Genomic DNA, 21,165 nt, shown 5'->3' with positions numbered 1-21,165 from the left:
CGACATGAGAGTCAGAAGTGTGTATAATTTTTTCTTAATCTATTAAGTCCAATCTATTTTTACAACACAAAATTAACCAATTCATAATAATTATGCGAAAACTAATAATCAGTTTATTCTTCCTGTTTTCAGCAACAGTGCTTTTTGCACAGGAGAAAGTAAATCTTTCCGGGAAAGTTGTTGACACGAAGGGAGTGACATTACCAGGGGTGTCTGTTTTAGAGAAAGGCACAGTTAACGGCACGGTTTCAGACATTGACGGAAACTACACGTTAGAAGTACGCAAAGGTTCAACCGTAGTATTTAGCTTTGTGGGATTTCTCTCTCACGAAGTTGACGCCAAACAAACTGCAACAGTCAACGTCACACTGGAAGAAGATGTGATTGGACTGGAAGAAGTTATAGTTGTAGGTTACGGTGGCATGAAAATGAAGGATCTTACTTCATCAATAACAACCATTAAAGCCGACGAACTGGTAAAAACACCTGCCGGACAAACTATGCAGGCATTGCAGGGAAAAGTTGCCGGTGTACAAATTGTAAACTCGGGCTCGCCCGGTAGCGAACCAACTGTTCGCATCAGGGGTATTGGCTCATTCCCAGGCAGCAGCAACTCTTCTCCGTTGTATGTTGTTGACGGAATGTATTTCGGTAACATCGACTTTCTGAACCCTTCTGACATAGAAACTTTATCGGTTTTAAAAGACGCTTCGGCATCTGCTATTTATGGAGTAAGGGCTGCTAACGGTGTTGTTCTTATCACCACTAAAAAAGGTTCTTTAAACTCCAAGTCAACCATTACTTACGAAGGATACTACGGAATACAGGTTCCGCAAAATGTATTACAAATGGCCAATTCTGAGCAATTTGTAAACTACATTACACAAACAGGTTCTGCTGCTGATATGACCTTCATTGAAAATGCCATGCAGCGTTACGGCAGAAGCCGCATCAACCCGCTGGTACCGGATGTAAATACCGATTGGTATGCCGAAATCATGAAAACATATGCACAACAGCAGAACCATTCGTTATCAATTTTGGGTGGGAATGAAAAAACATCGTACTCCCTGGGATTAAGCTACTACAACCAGGAAGGGTTGCTTGAAAGTGACAACTCGTACGAACGACTAAACATTCGCTCTTCGATTGATCATCAGGCAAACGAATGGCTAAAAGCAGGGGTCAATTTTAATGTAAGTAACGGTGTTCGTTACATTGCCAACGATGCTGCCTGGTTTAATGCATACCATGCCGTACCTATTTTACCGGTGTACGACGATGAAAACTATCAGAGCCTGGTTACTGAAGGCATATCAAATGCCAGTAACTATTCCAGCGCACAACTGCTCGGCTACAGAGGAGCACAAAACCCTTTCCTTAGCCTGGCTTATAACAACAACCGGCAGGATATTCGCAAAATATTAACTGGAATCTACGCTGAAGTTGAACTGATTCCCAACACGTTGAAATTCAAAAGTAATTACAACGTCTCCATGATGTTTCTCAAAGCACGGGATGTTGGAGTACCATACTTTATTACCAATTCAACAAACAGGCAGTTATCAACTATTTCGTCAAGCCGCACAACCGACGTAAATCAGTTTATTGATAACACATTGACATTTACCGACAGTTACGGGAAACACAACATTACTGCAATGGTTGGCCAGTCGTTCCGTGATGAGTGGTATGATTATCTTAGAGGCTACGCAGAAGATATTCCACTTTCTGAAAATTCATGGTATATCAACCAGTCGAATTCAGCCGCTTCTAAAACAGTTAGCGACAATGGCGAAAGGCTTTACGGGCTTTCGTATTTCGGCAGATTAAATTACAACTTCGACAACCGATATATTGCCTATTTCACCCTGCGTAGAGAGGGCACATCCAAATACCAGGAAAAGTGGGGAACATTTCCTGCCTTTGGGCTGGGATGGGTTGCTTCCGAAGAAAATTTCTTCCAGACTATAAATTTCATCGACTACCTTAAAATAAGAGGTGGCTGGGGTAAATTAGGAAACGACAAAATTGCTCGTCAGGATGGAGCAAATACAACCAACCCTATATACGTAGCCGTTGACGACCAGCAGATAAACGGAACCACAACAACAAGCACATTCGGATACCTGGGATGGGAAACCGTAACCGGCACAAACTTCGGATTTGATGCCGACTTATTCAAACACCGGTTGAATATAACTGCTGATTATTACATTAGAGACACAGAAAATGCAGCAATACCGGTTAGCCTTAAACTGCAATCGGGAAGCATTTTAAGAAATGTGGGCGAAATTCGCAACTCTGGGTTTGAACTGGCAGCCAGTTGGACACAAGAAATTACCAGAGACCTGAAATTCACCGTTGGCGGAAACATTGCAACACTGAAAAACGAAGTGCGTGACTTATACGGACAAGAATACCTGAACAGCGGAAGCGCAGAATTCAGGCAAAGGTCTGAAATTGGACAGCCGCTCCTCTCCTTCTACGGATATCAGGTTGCAGGCGTTTATCAAAACCAGGAAGAGATTGATGCCGACCCGATTGCTGTTGCCAACAATCTTGTGCCCGGAGACTTCAGGTTTGTTGACCAGGATGGAAACGATGCCATTGACGATGACGACAAAGTTTTCCTCGGTTCTTATTTCCCGAATTTTACTTACGGTGGTTTAATCGGAGTTTCATATAAAAACCTCGAGTTCTCGATGAACATTATGGGACAAAGCGGAAACAAAATTCTGAATCGTAAACGAGGCGAAATTATCTGGACCAATGACACAAACATTGATGCCGAACTTGCAAAAGGATTATGGAACGGAGAAGGAACTTCAAACACCTACACTTCAGCATCAGGATTAAGAAGGGGCTGGAACCAAAACTTCAGCGATTTTCTGGTAGAAGATGGTTCATTCTTCCGGATTCAGAATATTCAACTGGCGTACAATCTGAAAGGTAAAACCCTTTTAGGCGGTGACATGCCCGATGCGAGAATTTTCCTTACTGCGGAAAAACCGTTAACAGTGTTTAAATACAACGGTTTTAGCCCAGAAGTATCTAACGGTATCGACCGCCAGTTCTACCCGGTACCTTCAGTTTACACCATTGGTCTTAATCTCAAATTTTAAATTCGAACACCATGAAATTAATACAGATAAAAAATTATACCACACCCCTGCTACTTAGCGGATTGCTCCTTTTTTCAGCAATAGGGTGTACCGACAAACTGGACGCTCCGTTTGAAAACGAAGCTTTTACAAGCGATGTAGATTACACCATTGGAAGTAACATGAAGCTTCCGCTGCTGGGAGCATACTATGGTGTTTACACCCGCGCATGGGAAGAACCCGTAACACTGGGATTAAGGGGCGATGATGTAAATGCTGCCGGAGACCAGGTTCCCATGCAGGAACAGGATGAATTCAAATACATTGCCAGCCAGTGGAACACCAATTCAATTTGGCAGCAACACTACAACGATATCGTAAATATTTTTACTGCGATGGATGAAATTGAAAAATATCGTCCGGCTGCGAATAACGATGCTCTGGCCGACCAATACATTGCCGAAGCCAGGGTTCTCAGGGCATATTTGTACCTTAATTTGGCCAGGGCATTTGGCGGTGGTATTGTCATCGACGAGCTGGACAACATTCAGAATACTCCGGTAAGCAACAAAGCTGCAATTATGCAATACGTTGTTGACGAAACAAGCGCTGCTATACCCGATCTGCCGGCCATGCACCCGAACAAGCGTACCGACATTCGCGGAGGGGTAACCCGGTATACTGCTCTGGCTATTCAGGCTCTGGCTTACCAGGAAATGGGAGACTACCAGGGAGTTGCCAGCGCCACCGGTGAAATCATCAGTTCAGGAGAATTTGCGCTGGCTTCCGACTTTTACCACCTGTTTAAAAAAGCAGGAAAACTGGATAACGAAAACATCTTCGAGTTTCAGTATTCCGACTTCAACCAGGGCGAAGGCGACAGTTTTAACTTTCTGTGGGCACCTTTTGGAATTGGAGGCTGGACTCCCGCAGTTACAGGTTCAGATGCAGGATGGGGTTTTTACGAACCTACCATGAAATACATCACCTTTATGCTCGACAGGGGTGAAACGGTAAGGCTCGAAACAAGTGTGGTTTTCACACCCGACGGAATAAATCAACTGCACAACGAATACGGAAACATTCCGTCGTGGATTACCAACACAAACCGCGAAGGCGACATTTTCAACAACAACGCAAGAATGAATTTTGCCAGCGGCAAACATATTCAGCCATCAACAGAGTTGATTCCCGGAAGAAAAGGCTTCGGAAGCAATAAAAACTTCATTGTAATTCGTTATTCCGAAATGCTACTTATGTATGCAGAAGCACTTACCAGAGGAGCTTCAGAAAGCATTTCGATGACCGCTACTGAAGCTGTAAACATGGTACGCGCCCGTGCAAAAATTGGCGCATTGGGCACGGTTACAACAGAAGATGTGCTGAACGAAAAATTTGCTGAACTTGCCATGGAATGGGGTACCCGTTACTACGACATGGTACGCACAAAAAATACTTCGGAACTGAGCCACGAAGGAAAAACATTTACAATGGACAAAGCCTACTTCCCTTTCCCGGCAGACCAGGTTGCTGATTTGCCTCAGTTAGGCGAAGGCGTTGTCAATGAATAATATAAATCTCCGAAAATATTGTTACAACAAACAATTTTAATAAGATGAAAACATATAGTAAATTAATCATATTGGTGCTGAGCATACTCATGTTCAATGCCTGCGAAGAAAAATTCATTGACGACATTTCCCGTGTTGAGCCGGGGGTTGATGAAACCGCACCGCAAATTAAAGTAAACTTTCCGCCCGACGGATACGAATTGCAAACCAACGAAGCAGTCGCTTCCATCACAATCGATTTTGAAGTAAGAGACGATATCGAAATTGCCGATATTTCTGTTCAGATTGACGACGAAGAAATTGCCAGTTTTAATGATTTCAAAGATTACCGGATTGCATTTAAGAAAATCACTTACGATAATGTAACAACCGGTCTACATACCTTGAAAATATCTGCAAATGACCTTGAAGGTAAAAACTCTGTAGTTAATGTAAACTTCACTAAAGCGCCGCCTTACGTACCTAAATATGGCGACGAAGTATTTTACATGCCGTTTAACAACGAATACCTCGAAATGAACAGCCTTCAACTGGCTACAAAAGCAGGAATGCCCGGATTTGCCGAAGGAATCCAGCACGGAACCGCTTATGCTGGTGCAGCAGATTCATACCTTTCGTTCCCGGCGGCAGCGCTTCAGGAAGCAACTGAAGTAAGTGCCACCTTCTGGATGAAAGTTGGCAATACCCCGGATCGGGCTGGTGTTTTGGTTGTAGCTCCGCCGGCTGAAAACAATAACGACAGAACAAAAGGATTCCGCTTCTTCCGCGAATCAACTAACGGTGGTACTACCCAGCGTTTTAAACTCAACATTGGTACAGGAAGCTCCGACTCGTGGATTGATGGTGGCGCTGCTGCCGATGTTACTCCAGATACAGAAGAATGGACTCACTTTGCATTTACAATTTCACCCACCAGTGCAGCAGTATATATTAATGGTGAATTGGTAAAAGAAGGCGATATTGGCGGTATTGACTGGACAGATTGTGATCAGATTTCAATTATGTCGGGGGCGCCAAACTGGACCGGATGGGATCACTTGTCAGATAACGGTCTGATGGACGAACTCCGCATCTTCACCAAAGCACTGACCCAGGACGAAATAAAAACCATTATGCTGAAAGAGCAGTCATCATTATATATGAATTTCAATGGAAAATTCAGAGATGAACTCACCGGAACAGAAGCCACAGTAGTTGGTGCTCCCGGATTCAGTTACGGCGGTGGTGTTAAAGGCGACGCCTACCAGGGAAAAGCTGATTCTTACCTGACATTCGCAAATCCGGATGTACAGAATAATGAATTCAGTGCAAGTTTCTGGTTAAACATCAACGATGTTCCGGACAGGGCAGGTATTTTGGTTATGGGTCCTGAAGACACCGAAAACCCGGAAAAACAAAACAACAGGAAAAACGGATTCCGCTTCTTCCGCGAATCAAGTAACGGAGGAACAACCCAACGTTACAAACTAAATGTGGGCAACGGAACTGCTGATTCGTGGATTGATGGTGGCGCCGCTGCCGATGTTGACCCGACAACGGGCGACTGGGTACACTTTGCCTTTACCATCACCGATGATGCTGCCAAAGTTTACATTGACGGGGCAATGGTTAAAGAAGGCGACATCTCAGGCATCGACTGGACTGGCGTTGACCTGTTGTCAATCATGTCAGGGGCCCCCCGTTTTAATGGCTGGGATCACAAATCAGACGAAAGTTTAATGGATGAGCTTTATATATTCAAAAAAGCCCTTTCAGAAGAAGAAGTAAATCTGATGAAAGCTGATGGATTACAGTAATTAATAAAAAACATTCTAAGTTTTAAAGACCCGCCGGAATATCCGGCGGGTCAAAAAATTTCGGCATGCGATATTCTCTTGTACTTCTATTGATTTTCGGCCTGTTGTTTTCCTGCAAAGAGAAGGAGCCAATGGCAAACCCGGAAAAACTAAATATCACTTATGTGTATGTTGGTAAAACAACACTAACCACAAATGAAAGCAATAACAATATTTCAATTGACGAATTAATCGAAATCCGGTTCAACAAACCGGTTAATCAGGCATCGGCAGAAGACAACATCCGCTTGGTTGACGAAAACAACCAACCTGTTGAAACAGTTTTGTCTTTTTTCAGCCAAAACAGCCTGGTGAAAATCGAGCATCCTGCTTTTTCGGAAAATTCAACCTACCGGTTAATCATTTCAAGCCATTTAAAAGGAGAAGAAAACGAATCGTTTGTAGAAACTATCTACACTTTTTCGACCTTAACAAGGCCGCTTGTTTTAGAATCAATAACCATTGATGAAAAGCCGGCACGCGAGTCGGTTAAACTACAGGAAATTTCTTTACAGCCTGAAATAAAAATGGTGTTTTCTCATCCGCTGTCTCTGGAATCGTTAAAAAACAACATTCAGTTCAAAAGCCGCGGAGCAGTGCTGGACATTCAACTTACAGCCGAAGAAGAAAATATTTTCGTTGCAAAACCCGTTGCAAATCTCGAAGGATTTGTCATCAATAATTTCACCATTTCAAATAAATTAAAAACAGCGGACGGAAGCCTTTTCGAAGGGTTCGAAACAAATTTTTATACGCAGGCTGATTTAACTCCAAAGTTCCCTGCTATTTCCGACGACGAACTGCTCACGCTCATCCAAAAACAAACCTTTAAATATTTTTGGGATTTAGCCCACCCTGTTAGCGGGCTGGCCCGTGAAAGAAATAACTCAGGAGAAACAGTAACCATCGGAGGTTCAGGTTTCGGACTGATGACTATAATTGTTGGAATAGAACGGGGATTCATCACCCGAAGCGAAGGAGTTGACCGCCTGAAAACCATTGTCGATTTTTTGGGAAAAGCCGACAGGTTTCACGGTGTGTGGCCGCACTGGCTCAACGGAACAACTGGAAAAACCAGGCCTTTCGGCACAAAAGATGATGGCGGCGATTTGGTGGAAACATCTTTTATGGCCGCCGGGCTACTCGCAGTACGCCAATACCTGGATTCTTCAAAAGAAGATGAAAACGCCCTGATTGGAAAAATTAATGATTTGTGGAATGGCATTGAATGGGACTGGCACACCCGGGGAGGACAAAACGTACTTTACTGGCACTGGTCGCCAAATTACGGCTGGGACATGAACATGAAAATCTCGGGGTACAACGAAGCGCTGATAACCTATATTATGGCTGCTTCGTCTGAAACTCACACCATAGGTGCAGATGTTTACCACCAGGGATGGGCACGTAACGGAGCCATCAAAAATGGAAAATCGTTTTACGGAATTCCTCTTCCTGTTGGATTTGACTACGGCGGCCCGTTGTTTTTTGCTCACTACTCCTTTTTGGGCATCAACCCCCACAATTTGTCCGATCAATATGCAAATTACTGGGAACAAAATCGCAACCACACGCTCATAAACAGAGCGCATTGCGTTCAAAATCCCAACAACTTTGTAGGATACAGCGAAGAGTGCTGGGGACTAACGGCCAGTGACAACCACAACGGTTATCTTGCGCACTCGCCAACAAACGATATCGGGGTAATTACTCCTACTGCAGCCATTTCATCCATCCCGTTCACTCCCGAAGAATCAATGGAAGCCATTCGATTTTTTTACTATGTGCTGGGCGACCGGCTGTGGGGAGAATACGGGTTTTATGACGCGTTCAATGTAACAGAAAGTTGGACAGCAAGCTCATTTCTGGCCATCGACCAAGGCCCGATTATCATTATGATTGAAAACCACAGAACCGGCCTAGTCTGGGATTTGCTGATGTCGGCTCCCGAAGTGCAGGCAGGTCTCACAAAACTTGGTTTTAGCTATTAATAAATGAAACAACCATGGCATCTAGCATTTTCACAAAAAGAAAAAGCTAACGGGAATTCCATGAGTTGACTATATAATAAACGATTTACACGAATGATACGATTAAGAAACAACATATTTTCGCTCCTGGTAATTGCTGTTTTATTTGCAGCGTGCAGCTCTCAAAACAGAACCAGTGAAAATGCGGAACATACAGCCAAATTAACGCTGGAAGACTCGTTGCTGAATGTGGTGCAGCACCAAACATTCAGGTATTTTTGGGACGGGGCAGAACCCGTTTCGGGAATGGCACGGGAACGAATTCATATGGACAATATTTACCCGCAAAACGACCAGGAAATTGTAACCCTTGGCGGCGGAGGGTTTGGAGTAATGGCCATTCTGGTAGGTGTAGAACGAGGGTTTATTACCCGCGAACAGGCGCTCGAACGCCTTCAGCACATTGTAAATTATCTGGGTAAAGCCGACCGTTTTCATGGTGCCTGGCCACACTGGCTCAACGGGCCTACCGGCAAGGTAAAACCTTTCAGCAAAAAAGATGATGGCGGCGACCTGGTGGAAACTGCGTTTATGGTGCAGGGACTCCTCACCGTAGCCGAATATTTCAGAGACGGAAACGAAGCAGAACAAAAACTGGTTAACGATATCCAGAAACTTTGGGAAGAAGTGGAATGGGACTGGTACACCAAAGGGGAAAACGTTTTGTATTGGCACTGGTCACCAAATTACGGATGGGACATGAACTTTCCGGTGGGAGGATACAACGAATGCCTGATTATGTACATTCTGGCAGCCGCCTCTCCTACTCACACCATCGAACCTGAAGTTTACGACAAAGGCTGGGCACTTAACGGCCAAATAGCAAATGACACCGTGTATTACGGATTACCTACCGTGCTTAACTTCTACCAACACGGCGACGATCCTACCGGCCCTTTGTTCTGGGCACATTACTCTTACCTGGGATTAAACCCCGAAGGGCTGAAAGATAAATACGGCGACTATTGGAAGCTGAATCAAAACCACGCGTTAATTCATTACAAATACGCTTTGGATAATCCTAACGGATACAAAGGCTATGGCGAAAACCAATGGGGCTTTACATCAAGTTATTCCATGAAAGGATACGCGGGCCATCGCCCGGGAATGGATTTGGGTGTTATTTCACCTACTGCAGCTCTGTCGTCGTTCCCTTATACGCCAAAAGAATCCATGCAATTTCTGAAATACCTCTACCTGGAAGCCGACTCGCTGATTGGGGAATATGGGCCGTACGACGCCTACAGCCAGGAAAACAACTGGTTTTTACCCCGCTACCTGGCTATCGATCAAGGGCCAATTCCGGTAATGATTGAGAATTACAGAAGCGGTTTATTATGGAATCTGTTCATGAAAAACAAAGATGTTCAGAAAGGGCTCAAAAAACTCGGATTTGAAAGTCCGTTTCTAAACGAAAAATAAAAACACTTAACCATGATTCAGTCCGGAAACAGAATTTTTCTTGCAGCATTTTTTCTTTTGATTCTGTCAAAAGCAGCTTCCTCGCAGGAATATATTCCGCCAACATATTGTAATCCGCTTAATATCGATTACACCTACATGGTATACAATTCGGATAAGGACTGGTCGTACCGCTCTGGTGCAGACCCTGCTGTTGTTGAATTCCGCGGAGAATACTACATGTTTGTTACCCGCTCGTTTGGGTACTGGCATTCTACTGATTTACTGAATTGGAAATTCATCACTCCCGAAAAATGGTATTTCCAGGGCTCCAACGCACCGGCTGCATTCAATTATAAAGATTCTGTGCTCTATGTTGCAGGCGACCCGTCGGGTTCAATGAGTATTCTTTATACTGAAAACCCGAAAAAAGGAGATTGGAAAGCCGCTCCTTCCATCATCAACAACCTGCAGGATCCGGCATTATTTATCGACGACGACGGACAGGCTTACATGTATTGGGGCTCGTCAAACACCTATCCGCTCAGGGTCAGAAAGCTGAACAAAAACAAACGGTTTGTTGACACAGGCGAACATTTTGAGTTGTTTAACCTGAATGAAGAAGAACACGGCTGGGAGCGTTTCGGAGAAGACAATTTTCATCCTACCCTAAAAGAAGGATATATGGAAGGTGCCTGGATGACAAAACATAACGGAAAATATTATCTACAGTATGCTGCACCGGGAACCGAGTTTAACGTGTATGCCGATGGAGTGTACATTTCTGACCATCCGCTGGGGCCTTTTGAATATATGCCCAATAATCCCATTAGCTTTAAGCCGGGAGGTTTTATGAATGGTGCCGGTCATGGGTCAACCGTTTTGGCAAACGACGGACAATATTGGCATTTTGCGTCCATGGCGCTTTCGTCAAATGTAAAATGGGAACGGAGGTTATGCATGTATCCTACCTATTTCGACAACGACGGGTTAATGCACAGCAACACCCATTACGGCGATTATCCGCGCTTCGCACCCGGCGTTCCGGGAAAAGCAGGCCAGCCAACCGGATGGGTTTTGCTCTCGTATAAAAAACCGGTTACTGTTTCTTCTTCACTTTTACAACAACGAAGTGTAAGCACAGGAGACAAGCCTGTGGTGGAAAATTTTCCCGTTGAGAAAAACGAAAATGGCGAGATAACATCCGGTGTTTTAAGCGATGAAGACGCCAAATCGTTCTGGGTTGCCGAGGCAAACGATACCAACCAGTGGGTTACAATCGACCTGGAAAACATCTATAACATCTATTCATTCCAGATAAATTATCACGATTACAAATCGGATATCTACTCCCGGGAAGATGGACTTTATCACCGGTACACCATAGAAATATCGCTTGATGGGATAAACTGGAAAATGGTAACCGATAAAAGCAAAAACTTTAGCGATGTTCCAAACGATTATGTGCAATTAAACACGCCCGAAAAGGCCAGATACTTCCGTTACAACCATATTCATTCCCCCACCCCGTTTTTTGCCCTGTCCGACCTGCGAATATTCGGGTTGGGAGATGGGAAAAAAGCCGAAAGGGTAAAAAAATTCAAGGTCGAACGCCAGGATGATCGTCGCGATGCCCTGATTTCATGGCAAAAATCTGCAGATGCATTTGGTTATAATATTCGCTGGGGCATTGCTCCCGACAAACTTTACAATTCGTGGCTTATCTACAACAACGACAGTTTGTTAATGCGCAGCCTCGATAAAAACACAACCTATTACTTTACAATTGAAGCATTTAACGAAAACGGGATTTCTGAAAAAACCAATCCTATAAAAGTAAAATAGACAACTAAGAAAAAACAACCACCGGGAAAAAATAATGAAGATGAAAAAGTTAGGAATTATACTTTTAGCTATTGCCCTGCTGGCAGGGTGCCGGAAAGAAAATACAGATCCGGCAAAAAAAGAGATGGACAAATTCGTTTCTGAAATGATGTCAAAAATGACAATTCAGGAAAAAATTGGTCAGTTAAACCTGGTAACTCCCGGAGGAGGAATTTTAACCGGTTCGGTAGTAAGCACCGATGTAGAGGCTAAAATTAAAAACGGACAGGTAGGAGGAATTTTCGGCGTTTATGGCCCTGAGAAAACACTTCAGGCGCAAAAGCTGGCAGTTGAAGAAAGCAGGCTGGGAATTCCCATGCTTTTTGGCTCAGATGTAATTCATGGTTATAAAACCACATTTCCTTTACCCATCGGCCTTTCGTGTTCGTGGGACATGGAATTGATAAAGGAAACTGCGCGTGTTGCTGCGCGGGAAGCTACTGCCGACGGAATTTTCTGGAACTTCTCCCCCATGGCAGACATTGCCCGCGATCCGCGTTGGGGGCGTATTGCTGAAGGTGCAGGAGAAGATCCTTACCTTGGTTCGATGGTAGCACAGGCAATGGTAAAAGGATACCAGCAGGATGATCTCAGCAGAAACAACACCATGATGTCAACAGTAAAACATATGGCTCTTTACGGAGCATCAGAAGCAGGCCGCGATTACAATACTGTTGACATGAGCCACCTCAGAATGTTCAACGATTATCTGCCCCCATACAAGGCAGCAGTTGACGCCGGTGCAGGTTGCGTAATGTCATCGTTTAACGATGTAGACGGTGTTCCGGCCTCCGGAAACAGATGGCTGTTAACAGATTTACTGCGAACCAGATGGGGCTTCGACGGCTTTGTTGTTTCAGACTATACTTCGGTTAACGAAATGATTGCCCATGGCATGGGCGACTTACAGCAGGTTTCTGCTCTCGCACTTAAGGCAGGTCTGGACATGGACATGGTGGGCGAGGGATTTTTAACTACGCTGGAAAAATCGCTGAACGAAGGCAAAATTAACCAGGAAGATATTGATTTGGCATGCCGCCGTGTGCTGGAAGCAAAATACAAGCTGGGGCTTTTCGAAGACCCATACCGGTATTTCGACGCCTCAAGGCCCGAAAAAGATATACTGATTGATGAACACAGGTCGCTTGCCCGTGAAACGGCTGCCCGTTCTATGGTGCTGTTGAAAAACGAGAACCAATTGCTTCCCCTAAAAAAATCGGGAACAATTGCGCTGGTCGGGCCGCTGGCTGACAGCAGGAACAACATGCTCGGAACCTGGGCGCCAACCGGAGACCACAACCTCGCCGTTACAGTACTCGAAGGGTTCAAAAATGTTGCAGGGAACACTGCAAATATTCAATATGCAAAGGGTGCCAACATTTGCGATGACCCAGAGATGGCAAAAAAAGTAAATGTATTCGGCCCGAAAATCGAAATTGATAAACGTTCTCCGGAAGCCATGTTGAAAGAGGCTTTGGCTGTTGCCGGAAAAGCTGATGTTATTGTTGCAGTAGTTGGCGAAGCCTCAGAAATGACCGGAGAATCAGCAACCAGGTCAGATATTTCGTTGCCAATGAGCCAGAAAAAACTGGTAAGAGAACTGGCAAAAACCGGAAAGCCACTGGTAATTGTAAACATGAGCGGACGTCCGATGACCATCGGCGAAGAGGTTAACCATGCAGATGCGTTACTGCAAATGTGGCACGCCGGTGTGGAAGCAGGAAATGCGCTTGCCGATGTGCTCTTTGGCGATTACAATCCTTCAGGAAAACTAACGGCAACCTTTCCGCAAAACGTTGGGCAAATACCTATCTACTACAGCATCCGCAACACCGGAAGGCCCCAGGAAGGCAGCAATTTTGAAAAATTCAAATCGAACTACCTGGATGTAACCAACTCACCGTTGTTCCCGTTTGGCTACGGACTGAGTTACACCAGTTTTCAATACGCCAACATCTCAACCGACAAAAATGAGATGGCACAGGATGGAACTATTCACGTATCGGTAGAGGTAACCAACACCGGAAATTTCGATGGAGAAGAAGTAGTTCAACTTTATATCAGGGACATGGTAGCCTCAGTTACCCCTCCCCTGCGCCTCCTGAAAGGGTTCAAAAAAATATTCCTAAAAAAAGGCGAAACCACTACAGTTGAGTTTGCAATTACTGCCAACGATCTGGCATTTTACCATCCCGACCTTTCGTTTTATGCGGAACCCGGAGATTTTACAGTTTTTGTGGGAGGTGATTCCAATGCTTCACTTTCTAAAGTATTTACACTGAAGTAAATGTATCATGATCAAAAACAGACGAACATTATTTCTGCTTTTTGCCGGCCTGGCTCTCTTACTCCTGGTTCAATCCTGCCAGGAAAAAACAGAAGAAACTGCAAGGCCTAACATCATTTTTATAATGAGCGATGACCATGCTTACCAGGCCATCAGCGCGTACAGCGACAAACTGATTCGCACGCCAAATATCGACCGGATTGCCCATGAAGGAATGCTGTTCACCAATGCCAGTGTAACCAATTCGATTTGCGCCCCGTCAAGGGCAACAATACTCACAGGAAAACACGCCCATATTCACGGGAAGGTCGACAACAACTTTCCGTTCGACACCACTAATGTGACTTTTCCGCAGTTGCTGCACCAATCGGGCTACCAAACCGCCATGTTTGGAAAACTGCACTTCGGAAATAACCCGAAAGGATTTGACGAGTTTATGATTCTGCCCGGACAGGGAGATTACTACAATCCCGAATTTATTACAAACAAAGGCGACACAACTATCGAAGGTTACTTTACCGACATCATTACCGATTTAACCATCGACTGGCTCGACAACCGCAAGAAAGACGATCGGCCGTTTTTGCTGATGTACCTGCACAAAGCGCCACACCGGGAATGGATTCCAGCAGAACGCCATTACCGCGAATTCACGAAAATGACTTTTCCTGAACCGGAAACGCTTTTCGATGATTACAGCGGAAGGGGAACCGCCGCGAAAGAAGCCGAAATGAACCTGTTGAAGCACATGACTATTTCAGCAGACAACAAGATTTATCCTGAACTTGCAGATAAACTGGGAATAAAAGAGCCAAGCGACTGGGGGAAAAATGTATTCTACCAAAAGTATAAAAGGCTGAATGAAGAACAGAAAAAGAGTTGGGATGAAGTGTATCAACCACTGAACGACGAATTTGAAAAACTGTATCCAACCATGAATGATACTGCATTTATGCGATGGAAATACCAGCGTTACATGCAGGACTACCTGGGCTGCATTGCCTCTGTTGACGAAAACGTAGGCCGACTTCTCGATTATCTCAAAAAAACGGGACAAGACAAAAACACCATTGTTGTTTATACTTCAGACCAGGGATTTTACCTGGGCGAGCATGGCTGGTTCGATAAACGATTCATCTACAACGAGTCGTTTAAAACTCCGTTGTTAGTGAAATGGCCGGGCACAATTGCACCGGGCTCTGTGTCTGACGAAATGGTACAAAACCTCGATTTTGCGCAGACTTTCCTCGAAGCAGCAGGAATAACACCACCCGACGATATGCAGGGAGAAAGCTTAATTCCGCTTTTAGAAGGCAACGAGAATTTATGGACACGGGATGTCGTTTATTACCATTATTACGAATATCCGGGGTTCCATATGGTTAAACGCCATTATGGTATTGTAACCAAAAATTACAAACTGGCTCATTTCTATTATAACATTGACGAATGGGAACTGTACGACAGGAAAAATGACCCGATGGAAATGACGAATGTGTACAACGACCCGGCCTATGCCGATGTAGTAAAGGAAATGAAAGAAAAGCTGACTGAAATACGTGCCAAGTACAAAGACACAAAGGAGTCGGATCAAAAATATATTGACAAATACAGAGAAAGAGGATTGATCAAAGAGTAAGGTCCAGGGAAGTGCAAACTTCCCGGCCTTTACTTTTTTTTCAAACATCTATTCCTCAATAACTTACAAATACAAATATCAAAAGAGATTGTATTTTGGGCTTATAAAACACAAATTTATTTCCGAGGCTTCTTCAAAATACGACTAATGTGCAGAGGCAGATTTCGATAGAAAATTGGAAACTCTAACCTTATAAATTTTTTGAACGTCTCAATATTTTTACGATTCGATTGTATATAATTTCTGACAAACTCCAGGTATCCCCGCCACTGGTATTCACAAACTGCACAACAACAGCATCAATATCTTTGCAATATCGCGCAATACTCTGATATCCTGGCAATAACCCCGTGTATCCGTACTGATAAATGGAGGAATAAATGGCTTGTTCATCGTCGCTTAGCAAAGAGCCATCATTTAATGCGCGCAAAAATATGCCCACGTCTTGTGCGCTGGCAACCATCGATCCTCCCGGATGAATATAATCATTCAGTTTTATGTCCTCATCATAACCTACAAAGTAACCACTCATAACATCGTCTGAATCTACTTCTTTAAGCAAACTGTATGTATTGTTCAGACCAAACGGCGTAAGAATTTTCTGTTTAACATATTGATGATGACTATACCCAAGTGTTTTATCGAGAATTTCGCCAATCAACAGATAATTGGTATTTGAATAGCTGTACTTTTCATCAGGCTTAAAATCGGCCGGCATATCCAGCACCAGCCTGTATACTTCGCTGTTGCTGTTGTACGGATTGGCCCACGGATAATCAGGATGATCAGCATAATTAGGAATACCACTTCGGTGTTGCACCAACATTCTCAGGGTAATATAATCTGCATTTTCAATTCTTCCGGCAAGTTCGGGCAGGTAACTGGCAAGCGTTTCATCCAAAGACAGGCGTTTGTCGTTCACTAGTTTGGCAACTGCAACAGCAATGTACAACTTGCTAATGCTGGCAATTTTAAATAGCGAATTTGGATCTGCAGGAACCTTATTTTCCCTGTTTTTCCATCCGGCAGAGTAAAAAGCCGGCATGCTGTCCGCCTGATCGACATAAACAATTATTCCATCGAGTCCATATTCGATGGCATCTTCAACCTGTTCCTGTACAGTATTCGGCAACGGAGCTATCCACGCCCTTACAAGTAACCAGGGAACAAACAAAATAATGCACGATATTGCCACTGCCGGCATAACTATCCTGAGTATTCCTATTATTCTTCTTTTCGTCCTATTTGTCGATCCTGTCAAATCAATATCTTTTGGGTTCAATAACTCTTGAAAAAACGACAGACCTATAATACTAAAAATGTGCGATTTTCGCTTAATATACCGCTCTCTTTTTTTATCACAAACGACAAAAAAAATATTTTTAACGCGTTTAGAATTCAATATTTACTCTGAATATTCTATCGTACCCCATTCAACTACATGCCCGACATTTTGTTTTAACAGGAAACAAATTACAAGAGTCTGACTTTTTCACAAACCTATCCTGCGCCGATTGTTACTCAAGAATGACGCCCCATTCTGTTACAAAATATCCGTCTCTCCTGAACTCGTCGATTGCCGGTTCAGTTAAATTATCTTGAAACTGATTACTCCCTTTAATAACATAAAAGAGCCTCAGAACATTTTCAGGTTGTTTCGAAAATTCGATTTGTATCACACGTTTAATAATATCTTTTGTTTGAGGGCAAATTGAATACACCTGATAACTGTTTAAGCGGGGAATCCAATAATCGATAAAATCCTGAATTTCGGCACTATTAAACCCGTAATCTTTCATGTTATGCCTAAAAAACGCATCCAACTGGTCGGCCTCTACTTCCCAGCCGTAATTTCTTTGCCAAACATCAGGCTGCTTACTTTCGTAAAACAAAAATGAATAAGCATTATCTATTACCCCTGAAGTGTCAACGTTAATATTCCATCCATTCCCATATTCCGGAATTGACGTAACAATCTTTCCGCCCAACGGGAATTTAAGTCTGACCGACAATTCCATTTGCTCTTCAGGATAAATGTAAATATTGGGCTTGTAAACCATTGAGCATGTATCGCACTCATTAATTTCGTCATCGGGCTCACAACTCTGAAAAGGAACTGAAACCACTAAATAGACGAAAATCAATAGCGGTAATCCCAAAAATTTTGTCGTTTTCATTTTTTATTTTTTGTTTTTTATTATGATGCACTATTAACTTTTCTGGTTGCGTTTACAATAGAAAACAAACAACAAAATGAAACATGCCTGATTTTGGCACTCCATCATTATTCACGTTGTAAACGTTTGAGGGGGGTAAAATGATAAAATTCGCTAAAACAGAGATGTATAATAAATCAATATTTCCGGATAGCGTTTATTGATTGTTGTTCAGGCATATTATAAAGACGATCAGTCGATAAACCTATTTAATTCGCCCCAATCGTGCGGTAACCCTTACAGTTTGTTTCGAATAAAATACAGGAACAATAAACCGCTTTGTTTCATACTGAGGGTAAATTACCACGTCGTACCCCGGGTTGTCTCTCATTAAATTATAAAGTGCATATCTGCTTGCCTTTCCCTTCCCATAATCTCCAAGTACCGGAATAATGGCAGAAACTGCTCCTATTGCGGACAATGATTGTTCAATGGGATCTATCATGAAGTTTCCGGTTATACCAACATCGTTTGACTGAGAACCAGAATGGTCTGAATTAATCTCACCTGAATTCCACTTAAACAATCGCCGCCAATCTATTCCGAACACACGAACCGATGTAGCTTCGGCTGATACTTGTTCAGAATAGTCGAAATCTGATTTATAAAATTCAATGTGATAATTCGGGGTTTTCATCGAATGGTTAGAAACCGAACAACTATTCATCAGCACAATCAGTCCGATAAAAAGCAAGTAGGCAAATCTTTTCATTATTATGATTTTTATTTAATAGAGATAATACAACTTAATATGGGTTAGCGGTAGTATTTTTCCCAGTACTTATTAACTCCGATTATTAACTTAATTGTGAATGTTTGTTCCGACTTTTGCCGGGCTTGGGTGGCCGGTTTCCATTTTGGCATTTCATAAAAAAGTTTTTCCAATGCAGCATCAACACCATAATTTAGCGCTTTCGAAAATGCCACGTTTTTCAACTTTCCGTCTTCAGCAACAGTAAACGAAACATTTACCGTATCGGCATACCCATTTTCGAAAGCGATTTTGGGCAGCACAAATTCCTGAGCGGTATAATTGTCAAGACATTCATATCCACCATTAAAAACAGCCATTTCAGAAACAAAAAAGTCTTCCACTTTAAAAACGGCAAGCTGATTCTGCCTGGGTTCCTGCCAGTCCTGGAAATTGCAAACGCTTTTCTTAAAAGGAAGTTTTTTGGGAAAATGTTGGGTTAAATCTACAGTTTCAAGTTCGTACACAATGTTCGTCAATTTAATCTGAAACGAACTTGTATTTTCAGGCGCATTAAAACTAAATGACTGATAATTAATATGAGAAATTTCTATTTCGTCTTTTGCATCACAATAAAATTCAATTTCTCCGTTCTGATCCGACAAATAAAAGCAATCGTTATATTTTGCAGTCAACCGAACATTTGACACCGGAGTTCCGGATTTTTCATCCGTAATTTTACATTTAAACAACTCCCCTTTCACCCTTTTGCATTTTATTGGAATGTCCAATTTGTTATTCGCCATTCTCACAGACGTGGTTATTTGAACATTTACACTTTTGCCACGATGCCTGCCGGGAATCCATCTGAATTTGTTCAGTTCATTTTCGAGTATTTTGTAGAACTGTGTCAATTCAGAATTTGTTGAAGTAATAACAGCCTCTCCGTTGCATGTTACCCGAAAACCAATATATGTGTTACTGCTCTTCAACACCGATTTGGTTTTGGCATCAATTTGTTCCGACACATTGTCCAAAAATGTATCGTAATCGCCAAAATATAACGGCATTTGTGGAACCACAAAATAGGTTGTAGTATCACACTCCGTTTTTTCCCGGCTAAAAAGTACGTGGGAAACAGCTAGCAGAATCGTAACTAAAATAATTTTTTTCATCTGTATATTCTTCTGTTAAAAAAAGGTTTGTACATATTACTGACCAAAACTAAAAGTGCGTTCCTGCCCGGGAAACCTAAACGGCAATGAACAATTGCCAAATATTACATTGCCAAGCCCGGCAATCAATTCTAAAATTATTGTATATCGTTTTTCATCATCTTACTCCAGGGAAATAATCAACATACTTGATCTTAAAATCCGGAAAATTTTCGACTATTCTTATCCTAAAATCAGGAAAATTCTCAACAATCTTCCATTTTCCTGGTGAATCGGGGAAATGCTCTACGATTTTAACATGCAAATCAGCAAAGTTTTTTACAACTTGTACATCGTAGTCCGAAAAGCTGTCTACAATCTTAATCTTTCCATAAATCTTTGATAAATCAGGTTTCGCCATTTTACAGTAATCAAATGCTATTCTTAGAAAATTAACTCGTTATTAATACAATAGTGTTTATTCTGTTGTATTTAAATCGTCATCTTCTGATTTTTTTTGAACTCCCGCTACATGAAAAAGTAAGTGTCTGTTTTTTCAATTGCATTTTGGGAGAATGAACGAATCATAAGGTTACGATTATGGTTTTGCTTTTTTGTTTACCTGTAAAACTAGCTAAAAAAAGTAAAACGAAACTGCTTAGGAGTTTATTTCCCTTGAAATTTAGGAAGAGTTTTCTACAAAATTCTTCTTTTTTTTGCCTGCTCAATGGCTTCAACTTTTGAATGCACCTGTAATTTCCGGTAAATGTTTTCGATATGCCGGCGAACAGTAGAGGGAGAAATAAACAGATTTTCGGCAATGGAAGTGTACGGAAGCCCGGCAGATAATTGTTCCAGAACTTCAATTTCCCGGTTGGTTAACTGCACCAAATCGTCTTCGTCGTCGGGAAGCGACGCCGGCGAGCTACGCAAAAGGTTGAGTGCTTTTAGCGCGATAGACGGCGTCATCGCGGCACCTCCTGCCATTGTTTGAATAATGGCGCTGTACAAATCCTGCGGAGCGGTTTCTTTCAGCAAATAGCCGTCGGCACCCGACTGAATTGCTTTAAAAATATTTTCATCGTCATCAAAAACAGTAAGCATTAACACCTTAATTTGCGGATATAGTTTTTTCACCATTGCTGTTGCCCTGATGCCATCCATTTCTGGCATTTCTATGTCCATTAATATAAGGTCAGTGTTTCGCTTTTCTTTCAGAATATTAAGCACCTGCCTGCCCGAAGATGCAGTAAATGCAACAGTAATATCGTTGTAAAAAGAGAGCTTATCTTTTACTGCCCGGATGAGAAAACTGTTGTCATCCACAACGGCAATTTTTATAGGTTGCTGCAT

The 21,165-nt window shown here is 42.7% G+C and carries 14 protein-coding genes; 8 read left to right on the top strand and 6 right to left on the bottom strand.

All coding sequences use genetic code 11. From position 1 onward, the window contains the following. Positions 1-92: 92 nt before the first annotated feature. The 8 genes from BUB08_RS16225 to BUB08_RS16190 all read left to right on the top strand — a co-directional run bounded on the left by BUB08_RS16225 (position 93) and on the right by BUB08_RS16190 (position 15,751). On the top strand, positions 93-3,125 hold the full coding sequence (locus BUB08_RS16225; protein ID WP_073002956.1) for a SusC/RagA family TonB-linked outer membrane protein: 3,033 nt from the start codon (positions 93-95) through the stop codon (positions 3,123-3,125). 11 nt (positions 3,126-3,136) lie between these two features. Continuing rightward, positions 3,137-4,675: a RagB/SusD family nutrient uptake outer membrane protein gene (locus BUB08_RS16220; RefSeq protein ID WP_073002955.1), complete on the top strand. Its 1,539-nt coding sequence runs from the start codon at positions 3,137-3,139 to the stop codon at positions 4,673-4,675. Between the two features lie 44 nt (positions 4,676-4,719). Continuing rightward, entirely contained in the window at positions 4,720-6,471 is a 1,752-nt protein-coding gene (locus BUB08_RS16215; protein WP_073002954.1) for a LamG domain-containing protein, read from the top strand. Positions 6,472-6,536: 65 nt separating this feature from the next. After that, complete coding sequence (locus BUB08_RS16210) at positions 6,537-8,501, top strand: glucoamylase family protein (protein ID WP_073002953.1); 1,965 nt, start codon at positions 6,537-6,539, stop codon at positions 8,499-8,501. A gap of 93 nt (positions 8,502-8,594) precedes the next feature. After that, entirely contained in the window at positions 8,595-9,962 is a 1,368-nt protein-coding gene (locus BUB08_RS16205; RefSeq protein WP_073002952.1) for a glucoamylase family protein, read from the top strand. A 12-nt stretch (positions 9,963-9,974) separates the two neighbouring features. Next, positions 9,975-11,786 carry a family 43 glycosylhydrolase gene (locus BUB08_RS16200; RefSeq protein ID WP_139249757.1) on the top strand — a complete coding sequence of 604 codons (1,812 nt, stop codon included), beginning with the start codon at positions 9,975-9,977 and terminating at the stop codon, positions 11,784-11,786. Positions 11,787-11,826: 40 nt separating this feature from the next. Then, the gene (gene bglX, locus BUB08_RS16195; protein WP_245820214.1) at positions 11,827-14,112 is read left to right on the top strand and encodes a beta-glucosidase BglX; all 2,286 of its coding nucleotides are present in this window, start codon (positions 11,827-11,829) and stop codon (positions 14,110-14,112) included. 7 nt (positions 14,113-14,119) lie between these two features. Next, positions 14,120-15,751 carry a sulfatase family protein gene (locus BUB08_RS16190; protein WP_073002950.1) on the top strand — a complete coding sequence of 544 codons (1,632 nt, stop codon included), beginning with the start codon at positions 14,120-14,122 and terminating at the stop codon, positions 15,749-15,751. Positions 15,752-15,941: 190 nt separating this feature from the next. Here BUB08_RS16190 and BUB08_RS16185 read toward each other — a convergent pair whose 3' ends face one another. The 6 genes from BUB08_RS16185 to BUB08_RS16160 all read right to left on the bottom strand — a co-directional run bounded on the left by BUB08_RS16185 (position 15,942) and on the right by BUB08_RS16160 (position 21,165). Next, positions 15,942-17,012 (bottom strand): serine hydrolase domain-containing protein, encoded by a 1,071-nt coding sequence (locus BUB08_RS16185; protein WP_245820213.1) that lies wholly within the window; start codon positions 17,010-17,012, stop codon positions 15,942-15,944. Between the two features lie 256 nt (positions 17,013-17,268). Continuing rightward, positions 17,269-17,928 carry a hypothetical protein gene (locus BUB08_RS16180; RefSeq protein WP_139249756.1) on the bottom strand — a complete coding sequence of 220 codons (660 nt, stop codon included), beginning with the start codon at positions 17,926-17,928 and terminating at the stop codon, positions 17,269-17,271. 244 nt (positions 17,929-18,172) lie between these two features. After that, a complete protein-coding gene (locus tag BUB08_RS16175) occupies positions 18,173-18,679 on the bottom strand; it encodes a hypothetical protein (RefSeq protein ID WP_073002948.1) in 507 nt (168 codons plus the stop codon). Positions 18,680-18,723: 44 nt separating this feature from the next. Further along, positions 18,724-19,833 carry an energy transducer TonB gene (locus BUB08_RS16170; RefSeq protein ID WP_073002947.1) on the bottom strand — a complete coding sequence of 370 codons (1,110 nt, stop codon included), beginning with the start codon at positions 19,831-19,833 and terminating at the stop codon, positions 18,724-18,726. A gap of 157 nt (positions 19,834-19,990) precedes the next feature. Further along, positions 19,991-20,233, bottom strand: coding sequence for a 7(1) septoil knot domain-containing protein (locus tag BUB08_RS16165; RefSeq protein ID WP_073002946.1), 243 nt, complete (start codon positions 20,231-20,233; stop codon positions 19,991-19,993). Between the two features lie 275 nt (positions 20,234-20,508). Continuing rightward, a complete protein-coding gene (locus tag BUB08_RS16160) occupies positions 20,509-21,165 on the bottom strand; it encodes a response regulator (RefSeq protein WP_073002945.1) in 657 nt (218 codons plus the stop codon).

It is taken from the genome of Mariniphaga anaerophila, assembly GCF_900129025.1.
GTDB classification, from domain to species: domain Bacteria; phylum Bacteroidota; class Bacteroidia; order Bacteroidales; family Prolixibacteraceae; genus Mariniphaga; species Mariniphaga anaerophila.
Note: the sequence above shows the minus strand (reverse complement) of the source record. Positions and strands in the feature narration are given on the sequence as shown.

What these genes read in the sequence shown, in the direction of transcription:
- bglX (WP_245820214.1), top strand. Translation starts at nt 11,827, where the DNA reads ATGAAAAAGTTAGGAATTATACTTTTAGCTATTGCCCTGCTGGCAGGG.
- BUB08_RS16210 (WP_073002953.1), top strand. Translation starts at nt 6,537, where the DNA reads ATGCGATATTCTCTTGTACTTCTATTGATTTTCGGCCTGTTGTTTTCC.
- BUB08_RS16215 (WP_073002954.1), top strand. Translation starts at nt 4,720, where the DNA reads ATGAAAACATATAGTAAATTAATCATATTGGTGCTGAGCATACTCATG.
- BUB08_RS16225 (WP_073002956.1), top strand. Translation starts at nt 93, where the DNA reads ATGCGAAAACTAATAATCAGTTTATTCTTCCTGTTTTCAGCAACAGTG.
- BUB08_RS16160 (WP_073002945.1), bottom strand. Translation starts at nt 21,165, where the DNA reads ATGCAGCAACCTATAAAAATTGCCGTTGTGGATGACAACAGTTTTCTC.
- BUB08_RS16170 (WP_073002947.1), bottom strand. Translation starts at nt 19,833, where the DNA reads ATGAAAAAAATTATTTTAGTTACGATTCTGCTAGCTGTTTCCCACGTA.
- BUB08_RS16220 (WP_073002955.1), top strand. Translation starts at nt 3,137, where the DNA reads ATGAAATTAATACAGATAAAAAATTATACCACACCCCTGCTACTTAGC.
- BUB08_RS16190 (WP_073002950.1), top strand. Translation starts at nt 14,120, where the DNA reads ATGATCAAAAACAGACGAACATTATTTCTGCTTTTTGCCGGCCTGGCT.
- BUB08_RS16165 (WP_073002946.1), bottom strand. Translation starts at nt 20,233, where the DNA reads ATGGCGAAACCTGATTTATCAAAGATTTATGGAAAGATTAAGATTGTA.
- BUB08_RS16180 (WP_139249756.1), bottom strand. Translation starts at nt 17,928, where the DNA reads ATGAAAACGACAAAATTTTTGGGATTACCGCTATTGATTTTCGTCTAT.
- BUB08_RS16205 (WP_073002952.1), top strand. Translation starts at nt 8,595, where the DNA reads ATGATACGATTAAGAAACAACATATTTTCGCTCCTGGTAATTGCTGTT.
- BUB08_RS16175 (WP_073002948.1), bottom strand. Translation starts at nt 18,679, where the DNA reads ATGAAAAGATTTGCCTACTTGCTTTTTATCGGACTGATTGTGCTGATG.
- BUB08_RS16200 (WP_139249757.1), top strand. Translation starts at nt 9,975, where the DNA reads ATGATTCAGTCCGGAAACAGAATTTTTCTTGCAGCATTTTTTCTTTTG.